The sequence below is a fragment of the Achromobacter sp. genome (assembly GCF_050285565.1).
Taxonomy (GTDB): Bacteria; Pseudomonadota; Gammaproteobacteria; order Burkholderiales; family Burkholderiaceae_B; genus Achromobacter.
Window position 1 is genome coordinate 88,647 of record NZ_JBLZXG010000004.1, and the last position, 15,753, is coordinate 104,399.

A 15,753-nucleotide genomic window follows, 5' to 3' on the forward strand; every position below is an offset into this window, starting at 1 on the left:
ATACCGGCGGCGGCCTTTTCGTATTTCTACGCAGGAGATCCTTGCCTATGAGCGCGCCAACCAGTGACGATAGCCATCTGTGGGTGACGTGGGACGACTACAACCGTTTGATTGAGCGCCTGGCCTTGCAGGTACATCAGTCGGGCTGGCAGTTCGACAAGATTCTGTGCCTGGCGCGTGGCGGTATGCGCGTGGGCGACGTCATGTCCCGGATTTTTGATGTGCCGTTGGGCATTCTGGCGACCAGCAGCTACCGTGAAGCCGCGGGCACCAAGCAGGGCGATATGGATATCGCGCAGTTCATCACTATCACGCGCGGCACCCTGTCCGGGCGGGTGTTGTTAGTGGACGACATGGTCGATACCGGCAAGACCTTCATGAAGGTGTACGACCACCTCAAGAGCCAGTTCGCCGACATCACCGAACTGCGTAGCGCCGTGCTGTGGTGGAAGGGGCATTCCCAGGCGCAGCCCGACTATTACGTCGACAAGCTGCCCACGAACCCCTGGATTCACCAGCCGTTCGAAGACTACGACAGCCTGCGTCCGCATCAGTTGGAAGCCTGGATCCGCAAAGGATCGAAGGGCTGAAGCCATACGGGGACGGATAATCGGCCAGCCCATGCTGCCCGTGCTTGGCCTGGGCCGGGCGGATCGCGAGATGGCGCCAGACTGTCCTCCCTGTAGTCAAAATGGCCATGACCATGCTAGAATCGCTGGTTATCGCTAAACCGAACTTGGCTTGTTACTCTCTGGGTAGTCTTTGGGTAACGGAAACCGCCAGCGACTTTAGCGCTGCAAGGCTCTTGGCGTAGCCGCCTGGAAGCGCAAAATGAGGGATCGGTGCCAGGGCGCAAGCCGGGGGCGCGGTTCTCTTGGCCCGGATGGGCATGCCCGATTACTATATTCGCGTATGCATGGTCTGCGGCCTGGGCTGACAGGCGGGTCGCCGCCGGGAACCCCCGTGGCGTTGCTGGTAAGCAAGCCAGGTTTGTCATCAACTTTTGTTACCCTACAAGCAGGCCAATCACTTTATGCCTATCGTTCGACTGAAGGAAAACGAACCGTTTGAAGCCGCTCTGCGTCGCTTCAAGCGCACCATCGAAAAGACCGGTTTGCTCACCGAACTGCGCTCGCGCGAGTTCTATGAGAAGCCCACGGCCGAGCGCAAGCGCAAGCACGCCGCCGCCGTGAAGCGCCACTACAAGCGCATCCGTAGCCAGCAACTGCCCCCGCGCCTGTATTGATTTTTGATTCCCGAATCTATTGATTCCAGAATCATTCATCCAGGAACTACTCGCCCGGGTCGACGTCGTTGATGTAGTCGGGCGGTATGTGCAGTTGCGAAAGGGTGGGGCCAACTTGCTTGGCCTGTGCCCCTTTCATAACGAAAAAAGTCCGTCATTCACTGTCAGCCCCACCAAGCAGTTCTATCACTGCTTCGGTTGTGGAGCGCATGGCAGTGCCATCACTTTCCTGATGGAACACACGGGCGCCAGTTTCCCCGAGGCCGTGCGCACGCTCGCGGCTTCGGCGGGAATGACGGTTCCCGAAGAAAATCGCAGTCCCCGCCAGCAGCAGGAAACCGCGCGCCGCAAGGCCGAGGAATCCCGCCATACGCAAGTGCTGGACGCGGCCCAGGCCCATTACCTGAAGCAGTTGCGTGCCTCGCCCGCGGCCATCCGCTACCTGAAGCAGCGCGGCCTGACCGGCGAGATCGCGGCGCATTTCGGCCTGGGCTGGTCCGGCACGGACAGGCACGGGCTGTCGCAGGTTTTTCCCAATTACGAAGATCCTACGTTGGTGGAATCGGGCTTGGTGATCGAGTCCGAAGACGGCCGTCGCTACGACCGCTTCCGCGAACGGATCATGTTTCCGATCCGCAACGCGCGCGGCAGCCTGATCGGCTTTGGCGGCCGCATCATCGGCAAAGGCGAACCCAAGTACCTGAATTCGCCGGAAACCCCGTTGTTTTCCAAGGGCCAGGAGCTGTACGGCCTGTGGGAGGCACGCCAGGCGATCCGCCAGGAAGGGCAGGTCATCGTGGTCGAAGGCTACATGGACGTAGTCGGGCTGGCGCAGCAAGGGATCGCCAACGCCGTGGCAACGCTGGGCACCGCGACCACGCCGGATCACGTCAAGAAGCTGCTGCGCACCAGCGACAAGGTCATCTTCAGCTTTGATGGCGATGGCGCCGGCCGGCGTGCCGCGTGGCGCGCGTTGCAGGCGTGCCTGCCGGTGCTGCGCGACGATATCGCCATCCGCTTCCTGTTCCTGCCGAGCGAACACGATCCCGATTCGTACGTGCGCGAACTGGGGCCGCAAGCCTTTCGCGCCTGCCTGGGCGAGGCGGTGGCGCTGTCGCGCTTCCTGCTCGATGAGCTGGCGTCGCGGCACAACATGGACGAGGCCGAAGGCCGTGCCAGTTGCCTGCACGAGGCCAAGCCGCTGCTGGCATCGATTCCGGAGTGCGCATTGCGCGTGCAGATCGAGCGCGAGATGGCCAAGCTGGTGCAACTGACGCCCGAAGAAATGGCGCAGGTGCTGGCGCAGCAACCCGCCAAGCCGTTCGGCGCGCCGGTCCGGCCAGGCGCCGCGGAAGCGGGCGGGGGCGCTGCCGTGGCATCGCATGATGGCGCGCCGCCGGAAGCTGGCTATGACTTCGGCGGCCATGATTTTCACGACATCCCGGCCGATGACGGCGAATACACCGACTACGGCCAGTTTTCCGCGCCGGGCGGCGATCCGGGCGGTGGCTGGAACGCCGGTGCCGGCCAGCAGGGCTGGAAGGGGAAGGGGGATTGGAAGGGCAAGAATGATTGGAAGGGCAAGAGTGACTGGAAGGGCGGCAAGGGCAACTGGAAGGGCAGGCGTGATGATGTCGGCGGCTTCGAAGGGCGCCGCACCATGCCGTCGCTGGCCAAGCGCCTGTTGAGCCTGTTGCTGGCCCACCCGGAGCTGGTGGACTCGATGGGCGACCAGCAGCTTGAAGTCATCGACCACGGCCCCCATCTGGGGTTGGTAAGGGATCTGATCATGTTGGCCCAAACCAGCGGGGCGCGCCATGTGGGTGCGCTGTTGGAAGCCGCCGACCCGGACTCGGATCTGGCGACGGTGCTCAAGGGCTTGCGGGTCGACATACTGTCCCAGGAGGATCTGCCGGATCCGCAGACCGAGTGGGACGACGCGCTGCGCCGCATCGAATTCGATGCGGCCAAGGCGGAAGTGGCCAAGCTGGCGGCGGCTGGCCTGGCGACCGAGGAGGCGCGCAAGCGTTACCTGGAGCTGTCAAGCCGCATGCTGGTGCTAAAAGGTGCCGGCATACGCTAAATGCGGTAAAATCAAGGGTTTTCCACCGCGAGCCGAAGGGCCTGTGGATCAAAAGCGGCCGGGAAAGAAAAGCGGCCGGGAAAGATGGGCCAAGAATGATGGGCCAAGAATGATGGGCCAAGAATGATGGGCCAGGAATGAAGGCCGCCGGGAATGCAGGCAGGCGGCAGGGAGCGCGGCCGGCAGGGCAGTAGTGGCTGAGAGTGCGAATGTGATTGTGCGGCAGTGACAACGGGCTGCGGCAAAAAAAATGCGGCGGGCGGAATCTATTTGCGTCGCCGGAATCTAATGGTTTTAAGGATTTGACGGGCAGGTCGGCTGAAGTGTGCGGGTTGGCGAGCAGGGTGGTACCGGTTGACCGGTAAGCCCTGGGGCGGGAAGCCCGGTGGGGAACGCCCCATGCGCCAGCGCGAAAAAAAGCGGATGGGCGCGTCAAATTTGTTACATAGTTAATTACTATAGCTGAGTGGTGAATCACGCAGTCCGGCGGCGGTTATCTTCGCGTCGCGTCTGAGGTTTGGGTGCTGTGTCTATCTAGCTGCCAAGGGCAAGGCCCGCCAGGCAAGCAACGCCTATTTATAGGCAGGCAGCCCCCCTCGATGCCCGGAGTCCGCCGCGGGATGAAGCCTTGCACGTCAGGCGTCCAGCCGGTCACGCACCGCAACGACGCCAGGCGGGCTCGCAAGAGCTGGTGCTGCGAACAACGCAGCCGCAAGGCTTCCGCCGATTCACCGGATTTACCCGTATCGATACCGCGAAGGGCCTTTGCCCGGCAGCGGCATCATGCGGTGCAACATGCCCGAACGGGTTGCGACGACCACGGAAGCGACTATGACCAAATCCACCGGCAAATCCTCCTCTGCAATTGATGCGACCGACACGCAGGCCACGAAGGCCAAGCGTGTCGTCAGCATGGCGGCGGAAAAAGCGCCCGCCAAGACGGCGGTGAAGGTCGCCAAGCCCGCCGCCAAGACGGCCGCCAAGAAGGCGGCTGCCAAGACGGCGGCGGCAGACAAGCCCGAAAAGGTGACCAAGGCTCGTGCCAAGAAGGCCGAGGACAAGCTTGCCGACCTGGTCGGCAGCGCGCGTCCGGCCCCCAGCGGCCGCCGTCCGGGTCGCCCGGCCAAGAACGCCAACAACGATTCCGACGGTTTCGACGACACCATGGACGGCGAAGGCGAAGTCCTGCCCGATCTGAAGCCGCCCAAGCGCGGTGGCAAGCGCGGCAAGGCCGATCCCAAGGATCTGATCGCCCGCGGCCCTGTTTCGGCCGAAGAGTACGAAGCCCGCCGCAACCGCCTCAAGCAGCTGATCAAGCTGGGCAAGGATCGCGGCTACCTGACCTACGGCGAAATCAACGACCATCTGCCCGATGACCTGGTCGATGCCGAGGCCATCGACGGCATCATCAGCACGTTCAGCGACATGGGGATCGCGGTCTACGACCAGGCGCCCGATGCCGAAACGCTGCTGATGAGCGAAAACGCGCCGGTCGCCTCCAACGACGATGACGTCGAAGACGAAGCCGAAGCCGCGCTGACCACGGTGGACTCCGACTTCGGCCGCACCACCGACCCCGTGCGGATGTACATGCGCGAAATGGGCTCGGTCGAGCTGCTGACGCGCGAAGGCGAAATCGAGATCGCCAAGCGCATCGAAGACGGCCTGAAGCACATGGTCATGGCCATCTCGGCTTGCCCGACCACCATCAACGAAATCCTTGCCCACGTCATGCGCGTGCGTGAAGGTCAGGCGCAGATCGACGAAGTGGTCGACGGTCTGGTCGATCCGGAAGACGGCGAGGAATACGCCGGCGCCGGTGTCACCGCGGATGAAGACGAAAGCGACGACGGCCCCGCCGGCGGCATGTCCAGCAAGCAACTGGAAGACCTGCGCGTGAAGGCGCTGGCCAAGTTCGACGAGGTCGGCAAGCAGTTCGACAAGATGCGCCTGTCGTACGAGAAGGACGGCTACAAGTCGGACGTCTACGTGCGCGCGCAGGAGTCGATCCAGAACGAACTGATGGGCATCCGCTTCACCGCCAAGATGGTCGAGAAGCTGGCCGACACACTGCGCAACCAGGTGGAAGAAGTGCGCCAGCTCGAACGCGCGGTTCTGCACACGTGTGTGGATCGTGCCGGCATGCCGCGCACGCATTTCATCAAGGTGTTCCCGGGCAACGAAACCAACCTGCAGTGGGTCGTCGACGAAGTGGCCGCCGGCCATCCGTACGCCGAAACGCTGGAGCGCCAGATTCCCGCCGTGCAGGAACTGCAGCAAAAGCTGATCGACCTGCAAACGCGCGTCGTGCTGCCGCTGAAGGACCTGAAGGACGTCAACAAGCGCATGGCCACCGGCGAAGCCAAGGCTCGCAAGGCCAAGCGCGAAATGACCGAGGCCAACCTGCGCCTGGTGATCTCGATCGCCAAGAAGTACACGAACCGCGGCCTGCAGTTCCTGGATCTGATCCAGGAAGGCAACATCGGTCTGATGAAGGCCGTGGACAAGTTCGAGTACCGTCGCGGCTACAAGTTCTCGACCTACGCGACGTGGTGGATCCGTCAGGCCATCACCCGTTCCATCGCCGACCAGGCGCGCACCATCCGTATCCCGGTCCACATGATCGAAACGATCAACAAGATGAACCGGATCAGCCGCCAGATCCTGCAGGAAACCGGCGCCGAGCCGGATCCCGCGACCCTGGCGCAGAAGATGGACATGCCCGAGGACAAGATCCGCAAGATCCTGAAGATCGCCAAGGAACCGATCTCCATGGAAACGCCCATCGGTGACGACGACGATTCGCACCTGGGCGATTTCATCGAAGACACGTCCACGCTGGCGCCTTCGGATGCGGCGCTGCATGGTTCGATGCGCGATGTCGTCAAGGAAGTGCTAGACTCTCTCACCCCGCGTGAAGCCAAGGTCCTGCGCATGCGTTTCGGCATCGAAATGAGCACCGACCAGACCCTGGAAGAAGTGGGCAAGCAATTCGACGTCACGCGCGAGCGCATCCGCCAAATAGAGGCTAAAGCGCTGCGCAAGCTGCGTCACCCCAGCCGGGCCGACAAGCTGAAGAGCTTCCTGGAAGGGCAGTAATCGTTTCCTGGGCCTCTAGCTCATGCCTGGTTAGAGCAGCGGACTCATAATCCGTTGGTGCCGAGTTCGACTCTCGGGGGGCCTACCAAAAAAGTCCTGAGCAATCAGGCAGCTACAGCCGCCAGCAATGGCGGCTGTTTCGTTTCCAGCGCCGACATTGACGTAATCTTGACGTCCTCTGCGTGGCGGGCAAGCTGGGTGGGGCGAGGTGAGCGCAATTTCAGGACGATGGGATTATTGACACTAGTAGTGGTGCACGAAATCAAATTGAAATCGTCAGCTATCAAAAAGGGAGTTGTAGCAAAAGAGGCGTTAATACCAATTTGCCACTAACGTCCTAGGAAGAGCTATGTCTGACTTTGCTATCGTGTATCCGACGCAGCATTTAACGGTTGGGGAAGGGGCGCTAGTTGTGACTGGAACGGGTACGCCGGGTGCCCCGCTGCGGTTGGTATTGTGGAAGGAGGGCCGGCAATCTGAGCCTATTAAAGGCCATATTGGTCGCGACGGCCGATGGAGTGAAGAATTTTTTCTGTTGCCAGGGGCATATGCGCTTCACGCTAGGAGCGACACAATCAGAGTTCCTCAGGTACCTATGGAGGATATTGCCCTACCGCCGGACGTTATTGTTTTGTTTAGTGTTGGGATCAAAGAGTGAGCCATCCGGGGTTGGTGGATACTGCTATCGGGCGTGGTAAATGCGTGGCTTAATGGAAGCGTCCCAACCCGTGACCTGACCGCACACAAGCTGCGCGCCTTGGAGTTGCAGTCAGGAATGCCTGCGCAACACGGAGTTCATAAAAGGATTGCTTGGGGCCTTGTCAATTTCATCCGTCGTGTAAATCACCCGCCTGCCGCGGATCAGCCCGTTTGGATCGTGGCGGCCGGGTAGCCGCGGATGCTCTCCAGCCAAGCTCTGACCGTGGTTACGTCGGGGGTGCCGTTGGTGTCCAGGTGCTGGCTCGCGCGCGCCCGTTGGGCGCGGGTGCGAACCTCGCCGGGACTCATTTCGAAGCGTCGGCGAAACGCCCGGCTGAACACACTTTCGCTGGAGAATCCGTGGCGATACGCCAGATCCGCGATGATGATGCGGCTGCCGGTCGATAGCAGCAGTTCGTCGAAGCAGCGATCCAGCCGGCGTGCCTGGATATAGGCGCGCACGCCTCCGTCGCGTTCGAACAGGCGGTAGAGGGCGGCACGCGAAACGCCGATCGCTGTGGCGATGTGCTCGGGAGAGATCTGGTCGGAATCGAGATGGCGTTCGATTTGGCGCTGGGCCAGCCTGCGCATGCTGTCGCGCACGGATTCCTGGGTATCGGCGGTGGCCGGCACGGGTTGCGACAGGCCGCCGCACAGCATCATCAGCGCGGCATTGACGTGGGCGGCCATGGCCGTGTGGGTGAGCCGGGGGGCGTGCGTCATCAGCGCTTGCAGGTGCGATGCCAGCAATTGCGTCGCCCCGTCTTCGGGCGGCAGGACGATGCCGTGCAGGTTGCGGCCACGCAGCGAAGTGGGCAACCGGTCACGGGGCACGGTCAGGGTGATGGTGGTCAGGCTGTCGGTGCGCGTATCGAGGGTCTGCCCCAGGTCGAGCAGGCTGATCGAGCCGGGTGGCACGTCGACCTTGCGCTTGCCATATTGGCCGCGGATGCTGCCGGCCAGCAGCAACTGGATCAGCAAGTGGTCCATCTGTCCGAGGCGGATATCCAGGGCGTGGCGCCGGTTGGCCATGGTGGCGGCACTGGTGCTGCGGCTGATCATGCTGTCGCCCAGATGCGTGCCGGCCATTTCGCCGAAGAACTGTCGCGGATCGGACTCGATGCGCGCATCGACGTAGGGGCGCACCAGCGTGCGCCAGACGTCCGCCGCGTCGGGCATGGTGGCGCTGTCGAGCCTGACATGAAACCTGGGGGACGCGGGGGGAGGCTCCGTGGATCGCGGGCGCGGGTTCAGGGCAGACGAGCGCAGCATCGGGTTCGCGGGGTAGCTGAATTAAGGTTTGTGTCAGGACAGCTTTTTACCCCAGATTGGCGATCTTGTAATTGCGGTTCCACATCGGCACGCCCGTGGCATGAGGGGACGAGGGGGCTTGTGCGGCGCGGGTTGCCCAAGAACTTACGACATGTCGTATTGATCCAGGGTGGCGGCCCTGAGCGAAGGGGATGCGCTGGTGTAGCGATCGCGGCCGGCGGCTTTGGCTTCGTAGAGCGCCCTGTCGGCTTCCTGCAACAACTGGCCAAGACTGTCGCCGTCGACCGGATAGGTCGCGATGCCGATTGAACCGGTTACCGCGACGCGTACGCCAGGGTAGGGCGCGGCTAGCGCCGCGTTCAGTTTTGCCGCCACCTGTTCGGCGGTGGCGCCGTCGGTGGCGTCGAGCAGCACCACGAATTCGTCGCCGCCGAAGCGCGACAGGACGTCGGCCTCGCGCAGCGCCCCGGTCATGCGCTCGGCGGCGATCTTCAGCACCAGGTCGCCGGTCTTGTGGCCGTAGGTGTCGTTGACCGCCTTGAAGTTATCCAGGTCGACCGCCAGGATCGAGACCGGGCGCGAGACCCTGGCGGCGGCAGCCAGGGCGTGGGCGGCGAGTTCGGTGAACAGGACGCGGTTGCACAGCGAGGTCAACGGGTCCTGGTAGGCCAGTTGCTGTGCGTGCGACAGCAATTGGCCCGCGCGCAGCAGCGAGTCGCCCAGCAGCGCGGTTTCGCGATATTGGGTGGCGGGCACCGAGACCGCGCCACCCCGCCCCAGCGCGATGGCCGGTTCGCTCAATGAGGTGATGGATGCGCGGATCTGCAGCGCGAGCCGGTACGCCGCCCAGATACCCATGGCGATGATCGTCAGGCCCACTCCGATTACCCAGACCATGGAGCGCCACAGATCCGATTGCAAGGAGCTGATCGGCGCGCCCACCGCCACCGCCCAGAGCCGGTCGCGGCTGTGGCTGAAGGCCGTCAGCACCGGATTGCCCTCTTTGGTCTCGCTGCGTAAGGTGCCTTCCGGCGAGTCCGCGATCGCGGCTCTGAGCGACGGTACGGCGTGCTGGCCCACATAGCGGGCCTCGTCGCGGGTCCTGCCCACGATCAGCCCCTGGCTGTCGAGTGCGGCGGCGACCCAGCCTTCCGGCATCGCCTGCCGGCGCAGTACCTGGCTGATGCGCTGGGGCTTGACTTCGGCGAACAGGCTGTAGCGCACCTGACCCTGCAGCGAGACGGGTATGCCGACCGCGATGGTCTGCTCGCCGCGCAATGCGGTATTGAAGAGATTGGTGACCACGCCCTGTGGCGACTGCGCTTCGCGCAGCACGGCGTCGGGCAGGGCCGTGTGGATGGTGGGGCCAGGAAACGGGGCGTTGCTGTTCACCACCTGGGTGCCTTGGTGATCCAGCAGAACATAGCCGTCGACGTTCTGCAGTTGCAGCGCGTCCTGGAGCCGCCGGTGGAATGCGCCGAGCCGGCCTTGCTGCAACTCTTCGGAGGTGGCCAGTATCCGCAGTCCGGCCTCGATGGCGCGCAACTCGCGATCGAGTTCCGCGACCAGGGTGCGGGTGGTGATCACGGCCGTCTCGTAGACCCGTTCCTTGCGCAGCAGATAGGCCTCGTAAGTGGCGGCCGAGGCTACTAGGATGGTGGGTACCGTACAGGCGATGCCCAGCCACAGCAGGGCACGCCGGATGGAGGGCAGTTTTGGCGTGGGGGCATTCGCAGAATCGGTTTCCGCCATGGATTTCTCGACCGACAGGGGGTTCGTGATTGTGCCGGATCCAGAATGCCGGAAGATTCAGTTTCTCGCTATGCGATTTGATTTTCGCTGATAATGATCCGGAAGCTTGCGGTCATAGTCAAACACTTGATAGAGGTGTTGGTCGCATGGGAAAAGTTGTGACAACGCTGGTGTTCACCGCCGGCCTGCTGTTCGCGGCGACCGTGCCGATTTATATCGGGCTGGAGTTGCTTACCTATTTTGCCGTCCAGAAGGCGAAGGTTCAGGCCGCCGCCCTATCCGAGGTAATGCTCACGCGCGCCGACAGCGTCACGCGGCAACTGGAGAGTGTGAGCGGATCGCTGGGGGGGCTCAGTGGCACGCTGCCGTGCGCTTCATACATTCAGGCCGAAATGGGGCGCCTGGTGCTGCAATCGCCGGTGCTGCGCGCGATTGCCTACACCGAAGACAGCCGGGTCATCTGTTCATCGCTGGGCCGCAGCCTGGATGGAACCGATCTGGGCACGCCGGACTTCGTCACGGCGCAGGGCATCCGCGTCTGGCCGGAGGTGGTGCTGCCGGCCGCGCCGAGCCTGCGATACATCGCGCTGGCGCGCAATGGCTACACGATCTTCCTGAATCGTGGCGACCTCGTCAGTTCGGCGATGTTGCTCGAACCCGCGGCGACACTGGGGCTGTTCTATCCCGGCGCCACCAATCGCTTCTTCGGTGTCGGATACGTGCAGCCTGAATGGCTGCTCGGGGCGGCCGGCCGCCGCGCCATGGTGACGGAGGTGTCGGGAACGGTGGTCGCGCTGGCCCCGTCTTCCACGTTTCAGCATGTGGCGCTGGTGGCGATTCCGCGCGATGCGTATCTGCACAATCTGGCCGCGACCCGCTGGGCGGTGGGCGTGGCCGGGGCCATGACGGGCCTGATGCTGTGCGGGCTGATCGTCTGGCGGCAACGCCGCGTCCAGGATCTGGCGCATCATCTGCGCAGAGCGATCAAACACCGCGAGTTCTATCTCGCCTATCAGCCGATCGTCGATATCCCCACGGGCAAGTGGATCGGCGCCGAGGCTTTGTTGCGCTGGGCGCGCCCTTTCGGGGCGGAGCCGATCGGCCCGGATGTTTTCATTCCCGCGGCGGAACGGCTGGGATTGTCGGAAGAGATCGCCGCGCAAGTATTCGATCTGGCGGCCCGGGACATTCCACAGATCACCTCGCGCGTGCACGGTTTTTACGTGTCCTTGAACATCTCGGCGAACGAAGCGCGGTCGGGCTCGGGGCGTGACCTGGTGGAGCGGTTGCTGCAGGTGACCGGCATTCCTCCCGAAGCGCTGCTCATCGAATTGACCGAGCGCGGGTTGCTGGAAGCGAACGCGCGCGAAACCATCAGAGCCATACGTGAAATGGGCGTGAAGGTGGCGATCGACGATTTTGGAACAGGTTATTCAAGCCTGGCTTACCTGGGATCGTTCCCGGTCGATTACTTGAAACTGGACAGGGTGTTTACCCAAGGCATGGTCGAGCAGGGGCCCAAACGCACGGTGGCGATCCAGATCATCGACCTGGCAAGGTCACTGCACCTCGATGTGATTGCCGAAGGCGCCGAAAACGCGGAGCAGGTGCAGGCGATTTCCCAGCATGGCGTGACCAAGGTGCAGGGCTGGTATTTTGAACGGGCTTTGTCGTTGGACGAGTTGATCGAGGCGCTGCCGGTGCGGGGCGGGCGCGCCCTCAGAGGCGGGGTTGTGACGCAGCCGCAGTGATCGCGCGCGGGGGCAAGTGGCTGGCGATTGCCGTCGGGGTGATCGTGGCGGGGAGGGGATGCCCCTGGAGCGCGTCATACGCCAGGCCCGCCCCCGAGGACGGCAGCGCGTTCGTCGCTCGGGGAATTTGGCTGAATTAAAAAGTTACAGAATAAGCAAATAAATTAACAATTATTAAAACTCTTGCTTAATTCGTCCCTTTTTAGCCACCTATATTCCTGACCCGTAGCTAAATTTCACAAAAAAAGAATTTCAGGCGGTTTCGGGCCGGTGGGGGCCATGGCCCGCCGGGGCGACACCGTGCCTGGGTCGTCATTTTCATGCAAATTCTGCACACGCTCTCCGGCCCGAACCTGGGTGGATTGGAATTTCGGGTCCTGGATCAGGCGCGTTGGCTAAGGGAGCACGGCCATGCGGTCGCGATCGCGGCCCCGCCGCGGAGCGAGACGCTCAAGCTGGCGCGCAGTTGGGGGCTGGCGGCTGTCGGCATGGATTTCAATTCCCCGTATTCCTGGTCGGGGGTGCTCAGGCTGCGGCGGTTGGTGAAGGATCTGCGTATTCAGGTCATTGATGCGCACGGCACGCCCGACGCGAAGGCCAGCGCGCTGTGCCGCGACCTGTGTTCGCTGGTGCGGACCTGGCATTTCTCGCGGCCGTTGCGCACCTCGTGGCGCCGCCGGTTGGAGTGGAAGCTGGGCTGCCACCGCGTCATCACCACCAGCCAGGGCGGGGCACGCGACATTATGACGGCGGGCTTTGCCAGCCAGGGCCGTATCAGTGTCGTGGGCGAATGGGCCGATCAGGGCTTTTTCGTCGGCGCGGACAAGGACGCGATGCGGCGCGCGGCGCGCGAGGAACTGGCCATTGATCCGGCCGCGTTCGTGGTGGCGACCATCGGCATGCTGCGTCCCGACAAGCGGCAAGAGGATCTGCTGCGCGTGGTGCACACCCTGCGCCAGCGCGGCGTGCCGGCACGCGCGCTGGTGGTGGGCGCGCCGACGCGCGCGACGGCGGCCTACGGCAAATTGCTGCACGCATTGGCCGCTGAATTGGGCATTGGCGGCCACGTGACCTTTGCCGGACATCGCGAAGATATCGCCCACGTTATCCATGCCGCTGATGCGGTACTGGTGCCTTCGGTCAACGAGGCCTGGTCGCGGGTGGTGCCGGAAGCCTACGCCTCCCGCTGCCCGGTGGTGGCCAGCGCGGTCGGCGGGTTGCCCGAGATCGTGCATCCCGGCCGCACTGGTTGGCTGGCGCCGGCGGGCGATGTGGCGGGTTTCGCCGATCATCTGGCGTGGATCTGGGCGCATCCCGACGAGTCGGCCAGGATTGCCGGGCAGGCGCGGACTTTTGCCGACCGCAACTTGATGCTGTCGCAGAAAATGGCGGAGACGCTGGGGGCTTACGAAGCCGCGATGGAGCGGGCGAGGTCGGCCCGGAACGTCGAGGCGCCCGCCTGAGCCGCGCGGTACCACGCCCGCCGGGCGTGGCGCCCACGCACCGGGCCGGTTGCCGATGCGCGGGCAACCGGCCCGGTGGCATTCAGGGATCAGTGGCCGCGCCGGCGCACCATGCGGCCGAAGCAACGCATCACGGCGGCGACCGTGGTGGCCTCGCGCCAATACTTGCGGCGCAGGGAGCGCAGGGGCAGCCACCAGGGCTTGACGATGATGTTGTCGGCCCAGGCCGGGCGCCAGCGCGGCATGTTGCGGGGGCGGTCGACGATGGTGACGGTCGACAGGCCACAGCATGAGGCTAAGTGGCCGATGCCGGAATCGGTGCCGATGAACCAGCCGGATTCGTACACCTCGGCGGCAACGCCGGCGATGGAGGGGGCCTCGACCAGGCCGGCGTGGGCCTGTTCCAGCAGTGGCAGCCAGAAGGCGCGCTCGGACGGCGCCAGCACGAAGGTCGGTTCGTACCCCATGGCGCGCAGGCGGCGGGCGACGATGACGTACTTGCCCGGCGTCCAGCAGCGTTCGGCTTCGCTCGAGGTCGGATGCAGGATGACACGTTTGTCGTGGCGACGCGCCTTCAGCCTTGCCGGGGCGCACAGGCCATTGTCATGGCTCCAGTCGGTCAGGCCGAAGGCATCGGCCGAGAAACGGCGGAATTCGTCCAGGATGCCGTTGGGCGCATCGTGCCGGCGCGGCGCGGCGCGGATCTTGCCCCATTCCTTGGTGCTCAGAAAGCGCTTGCAGACGCGGGTGAGCCCGTCGAAGGGACTGTCGGGATCCATCTGCACGATGGTGTCGTAGCCGGCCAGGCCGCCAATGTCGGGCGGCAGCGGCTGGATGTCGAAAGCCGGAAACCACTCGCGCAGCGCATGGCCATGCACGCCGTAGACGGTGAGGTCGTGGCCGGCCTTGCGCAGATTGTTGGCCAGGGTCATCTGGTATAACGTGTCACCCAGCCGGTTGGACAGCACCAGCGCCAGCTTGCCGGTCGTGATGGTATGAGCGTGGCTCACGTGTGATTTTTCCTCGCTGTTTTTGCAGCGGAGGATAACCGATCCTATGGTTTTTTTGACGGCTTGCCTCCCCGGCGGACTGTCAGCGGCGTGTGGGCGGGGCCGGCCGCGGACTCAGCGCGATCCCGCCAGCCAGCGGCGCATGGGCCCCGAGTAGTAACGGGCTAGCAGCCCGCCCAGCATGGCCGACAGCAGGATGGCCAGCACGCTGGTGGCGGTCAACGCGCCCGCGCGCCACCAGGTCGAGACCATGCCGCCGGAATTGCGGCAGGACGCGGCCGCCAGCAACAGAACCGGGAACATGTGCGTCAGGTAGATCTCGTAGCTGTTGTGACCGGCCCATCGCAATGCGGCCAGGAGCGGATTCTGACAAGGCGGGCGCGAGCGTCGGGTCCAGCCGATCAGCAGGCAGGCCACGCCAATCTCCAGTACCGTGACGTTCACGCCTAGCGCCGTCAGCCCCAGCGAGGCAGTGGCCTTGCGCAGCAGGAACGCCAGCACGAACAGCATTGTCCCTGCCAGCAGCAGCGGGCGGACGGGGCGGCGCGATGGCGCAGGATGTGTGAGCCCCGGGCGCGCGGCATACAACGCGGCCAGGCAGCCGATGGCCAGGCCGTCCATGCCGGACAGGTAGGCATGCTGCGCCCAGATCGCGTTATCGCTGAAGGCCACGCGTGCGAAAGGCCCGAGCGCGACGAACAATAGCAAGGTCAGGACCAGGGCGCGTCGGCCCGCCAGCAAGGACAGCAGGCCGAGCAACGGAAATGCCAGGTAGAACGCTTGCGCGATGGACAGCGACCACAGTACGTTCCAGGCCGCCGGCAGGTAACCGGTCTGTGCCTCCAGCCAGTTCAGATGCAATCCCAGCGCGGCGGCCACGGCGCGGGTCGCGCTGGTGTTGTCGATGACGAAGCCGGGCATGCCGGCCTGGTGCAGGCCGGCCAGCAGCAACACCAACAGCAGCAGGCAGGGATAAATGCGCGCGAAGCGGCGCCGCAGGAAGGCGCGCCAGGGCATGGCTTCGAGGCTGCCCCAGCGCGCGATGGACGCGTGCGTGACCAGAAAGCCCGAGATGACGAAGAAGATGATGACACCGTAGTAGCCGCTGCGAAAGACGAGATTGAAGAGGGCGGCGGGCAGCACCTTGCCCAGCAGGCTTTGTTCCTGCGGGATATGGATCTGGATATGCAGCAGCACGACACACAGGATCGCCAGCCCTCGCAGCGCATCGATGGCGGGGGTGCGGGCAGGGCCATGCCCGGGGCGGGCGGCCCAGGGCGGTGGGGCATGGGCAAGCATGGGTCGGTCGATCCTGGAACGGAAAGACGCCATGCTAGCCAGCGTGCTGTGACGGGATTGCGCGACTCTGTATAGATTT

Annotated in this window: 10 protein-coding genes and 1 tRNA gene; 7 read left to right on the forward strand and 4 right to left on the reverse strand. The window is 64.0% G+C overall.

Going from position 1 to position 15,753, the window contains the following annotated elements:
- Positions 1-47: 47 nt before the first annotated feature.
- The 5 genes from ACN6O8_RS09220 (at position 48) to ACN6O8_RS09240 (ending at position 6,516) form a co-directional block, all read left to right on the forward strand.
- Entirely contained in the window at positions 48-590 is a 543-nt protein-coding gene (locus tag ACN6O8_RS09220) for a phosphoribosyltransferase (protein WP_427990766.1), read from the forward strand.
- A 443-nt stretch (positions 591-1,033) separates the two neighbouring features.
- The gene (rpsU, locus tag ACN6O8_RS09225; RefSeq protein ID WP_006218592.1) at positions 1,034-1,246 is read left to right on the forward strand and encodes a 30S ribosomal protein S21; all 213 of its coding nucleotides are present in this window, start codon (positions 1,034-1,036) and stop codon (positions 1,244-1,246) included.
- Positions 1,247-1,265: 19 nt separating this feature from the next.
- Positions 1,266-3,329 (forward strand): DNA primase, encoded by a 2,064-nt coding sequence (gene dnaG, locus ACN6O8_RS09230; protein WP_427990767.1) that lies wholly within the window; start codon positions 1,266-1,268, stop codon positions 3,327-3,329.
- Between the two features lie 831 nt (positions 3,330-4,160).
- Positions 4,161-6,428, forward strand: a complete 2,268-nt coding sequence (gene rpoD / locus ACN6O8_RS09235; protein WP_049075163.1) for an RNA polymerase sigma factor RpoD — start codon at positions 4,161-4,163, stop codon at positions 6,426-6,428.
- Positions 6,429-6,437: 9 nt separating this feature from the next.
- A tRNA-Ile gene (locus tag ACN6O8_RS09240) sits at positions 6,438-6,516 on the forward strand.
- A gap of 773 nt (positions 6,517-7,289) precedes the next feature.
- On the opposite strand, the gene ACN6O8_RS09245 is transcribed toward ACN6O8_RS09240, so the two are convergent.
- Both ACN6O8_RS09245 and ACN6O8_RS09250 read right to left on the reverse strand, forming a co-directional pair.
- On the reverse strand, positions 7,290-8,306 hold the full coding sequence (locus tag ACN6O8_RS09245) for a helix-turn-helix domain-containing protein (RefSeq protein WP_427990768.1): 1,017 nt from the start codon (positions 8,304-8,306) through the stop codon (positions 7,290-7,292).
- Positions 8,307-8,543: 237 nt separating this feature from the next.
- The gene (locus tag ACN6O8_RS09250) at positions 8,544-10,151 is read right to left on the reverse strand and encodes a diguanylate cyclase (protein ID WP_427990769.1); all 1,608 of its coding nucleotides are present in this window, start codon (positions 10,149-10,151) and stop codon (positions 8,544-8,546) included.
- Positions 10,152-10,297: 146 nt separating this feature from the next.
- Between ACN6O8_RS09250 and ACN6O8_RS09255 the strand changes: the two genes are divergently transcribed.
- On the forward strand, positions 10,298-11,902 hold the full coding sequence (locus ACN6O8_RS09255) for an EAL domain-containing protein (protein ID WP_427990770.1): 1,605 nt from the start codon (positions 10,298-10,300) through the stop codon (positions 11,900-11,902).
- A gap of 320 nt (positions 11,903-12,222) precedes the next feature.
- Complete coding sequence (locus tag ACN6O8_RS09260) at positions 12,223-13,365, forward strand: glycosyltransferase family 4 protein (RefSeq protein WP_427990771.1); 1,143 nt, start codon at positions 12,223-12,225, stop codon at positions 13,363-13,365.
- An 89-nt stretch (positions 13,366-13,454) separates the two neighbouring features.
- On the opposite strand, the gene ACN6O8_RS09265 is transcribed toward ACN6O8_RS09260, so the two are convergent.
- Both ACN6O8_RS09265 and ACN6O8_RS09270 read right to left on the reverse strand, forming a co-directional pair.
- Positions 13,455-14,375: a glycosyltransferase family 9 protein gene (locus tag ACN6O8_RS09265; RefSeq protein ID WP_427990772.1), complete on the reverse strand. Its 921-nt coding sequence runs from the start codon at positions 14,373-14,375 to the stop codon at positions 13,455-13,457.
- 114 nt (positions 14,376-14,489) lie between these two features.
- The gene (locus tag ACN6O8_RS09270; protein ID WP_427990773.1) at positions 14,490-15,674 is read right to left on the reverse strand and encodes an acyltransferase family protein; all 1,185 of its coding nucleotides are present in this window, start codon (positions 15,672-15,674) and stop codon (positions 14,490-14,492) included.
- Positions 15,675-15,753: the final 79 nt, after the last annotated feature.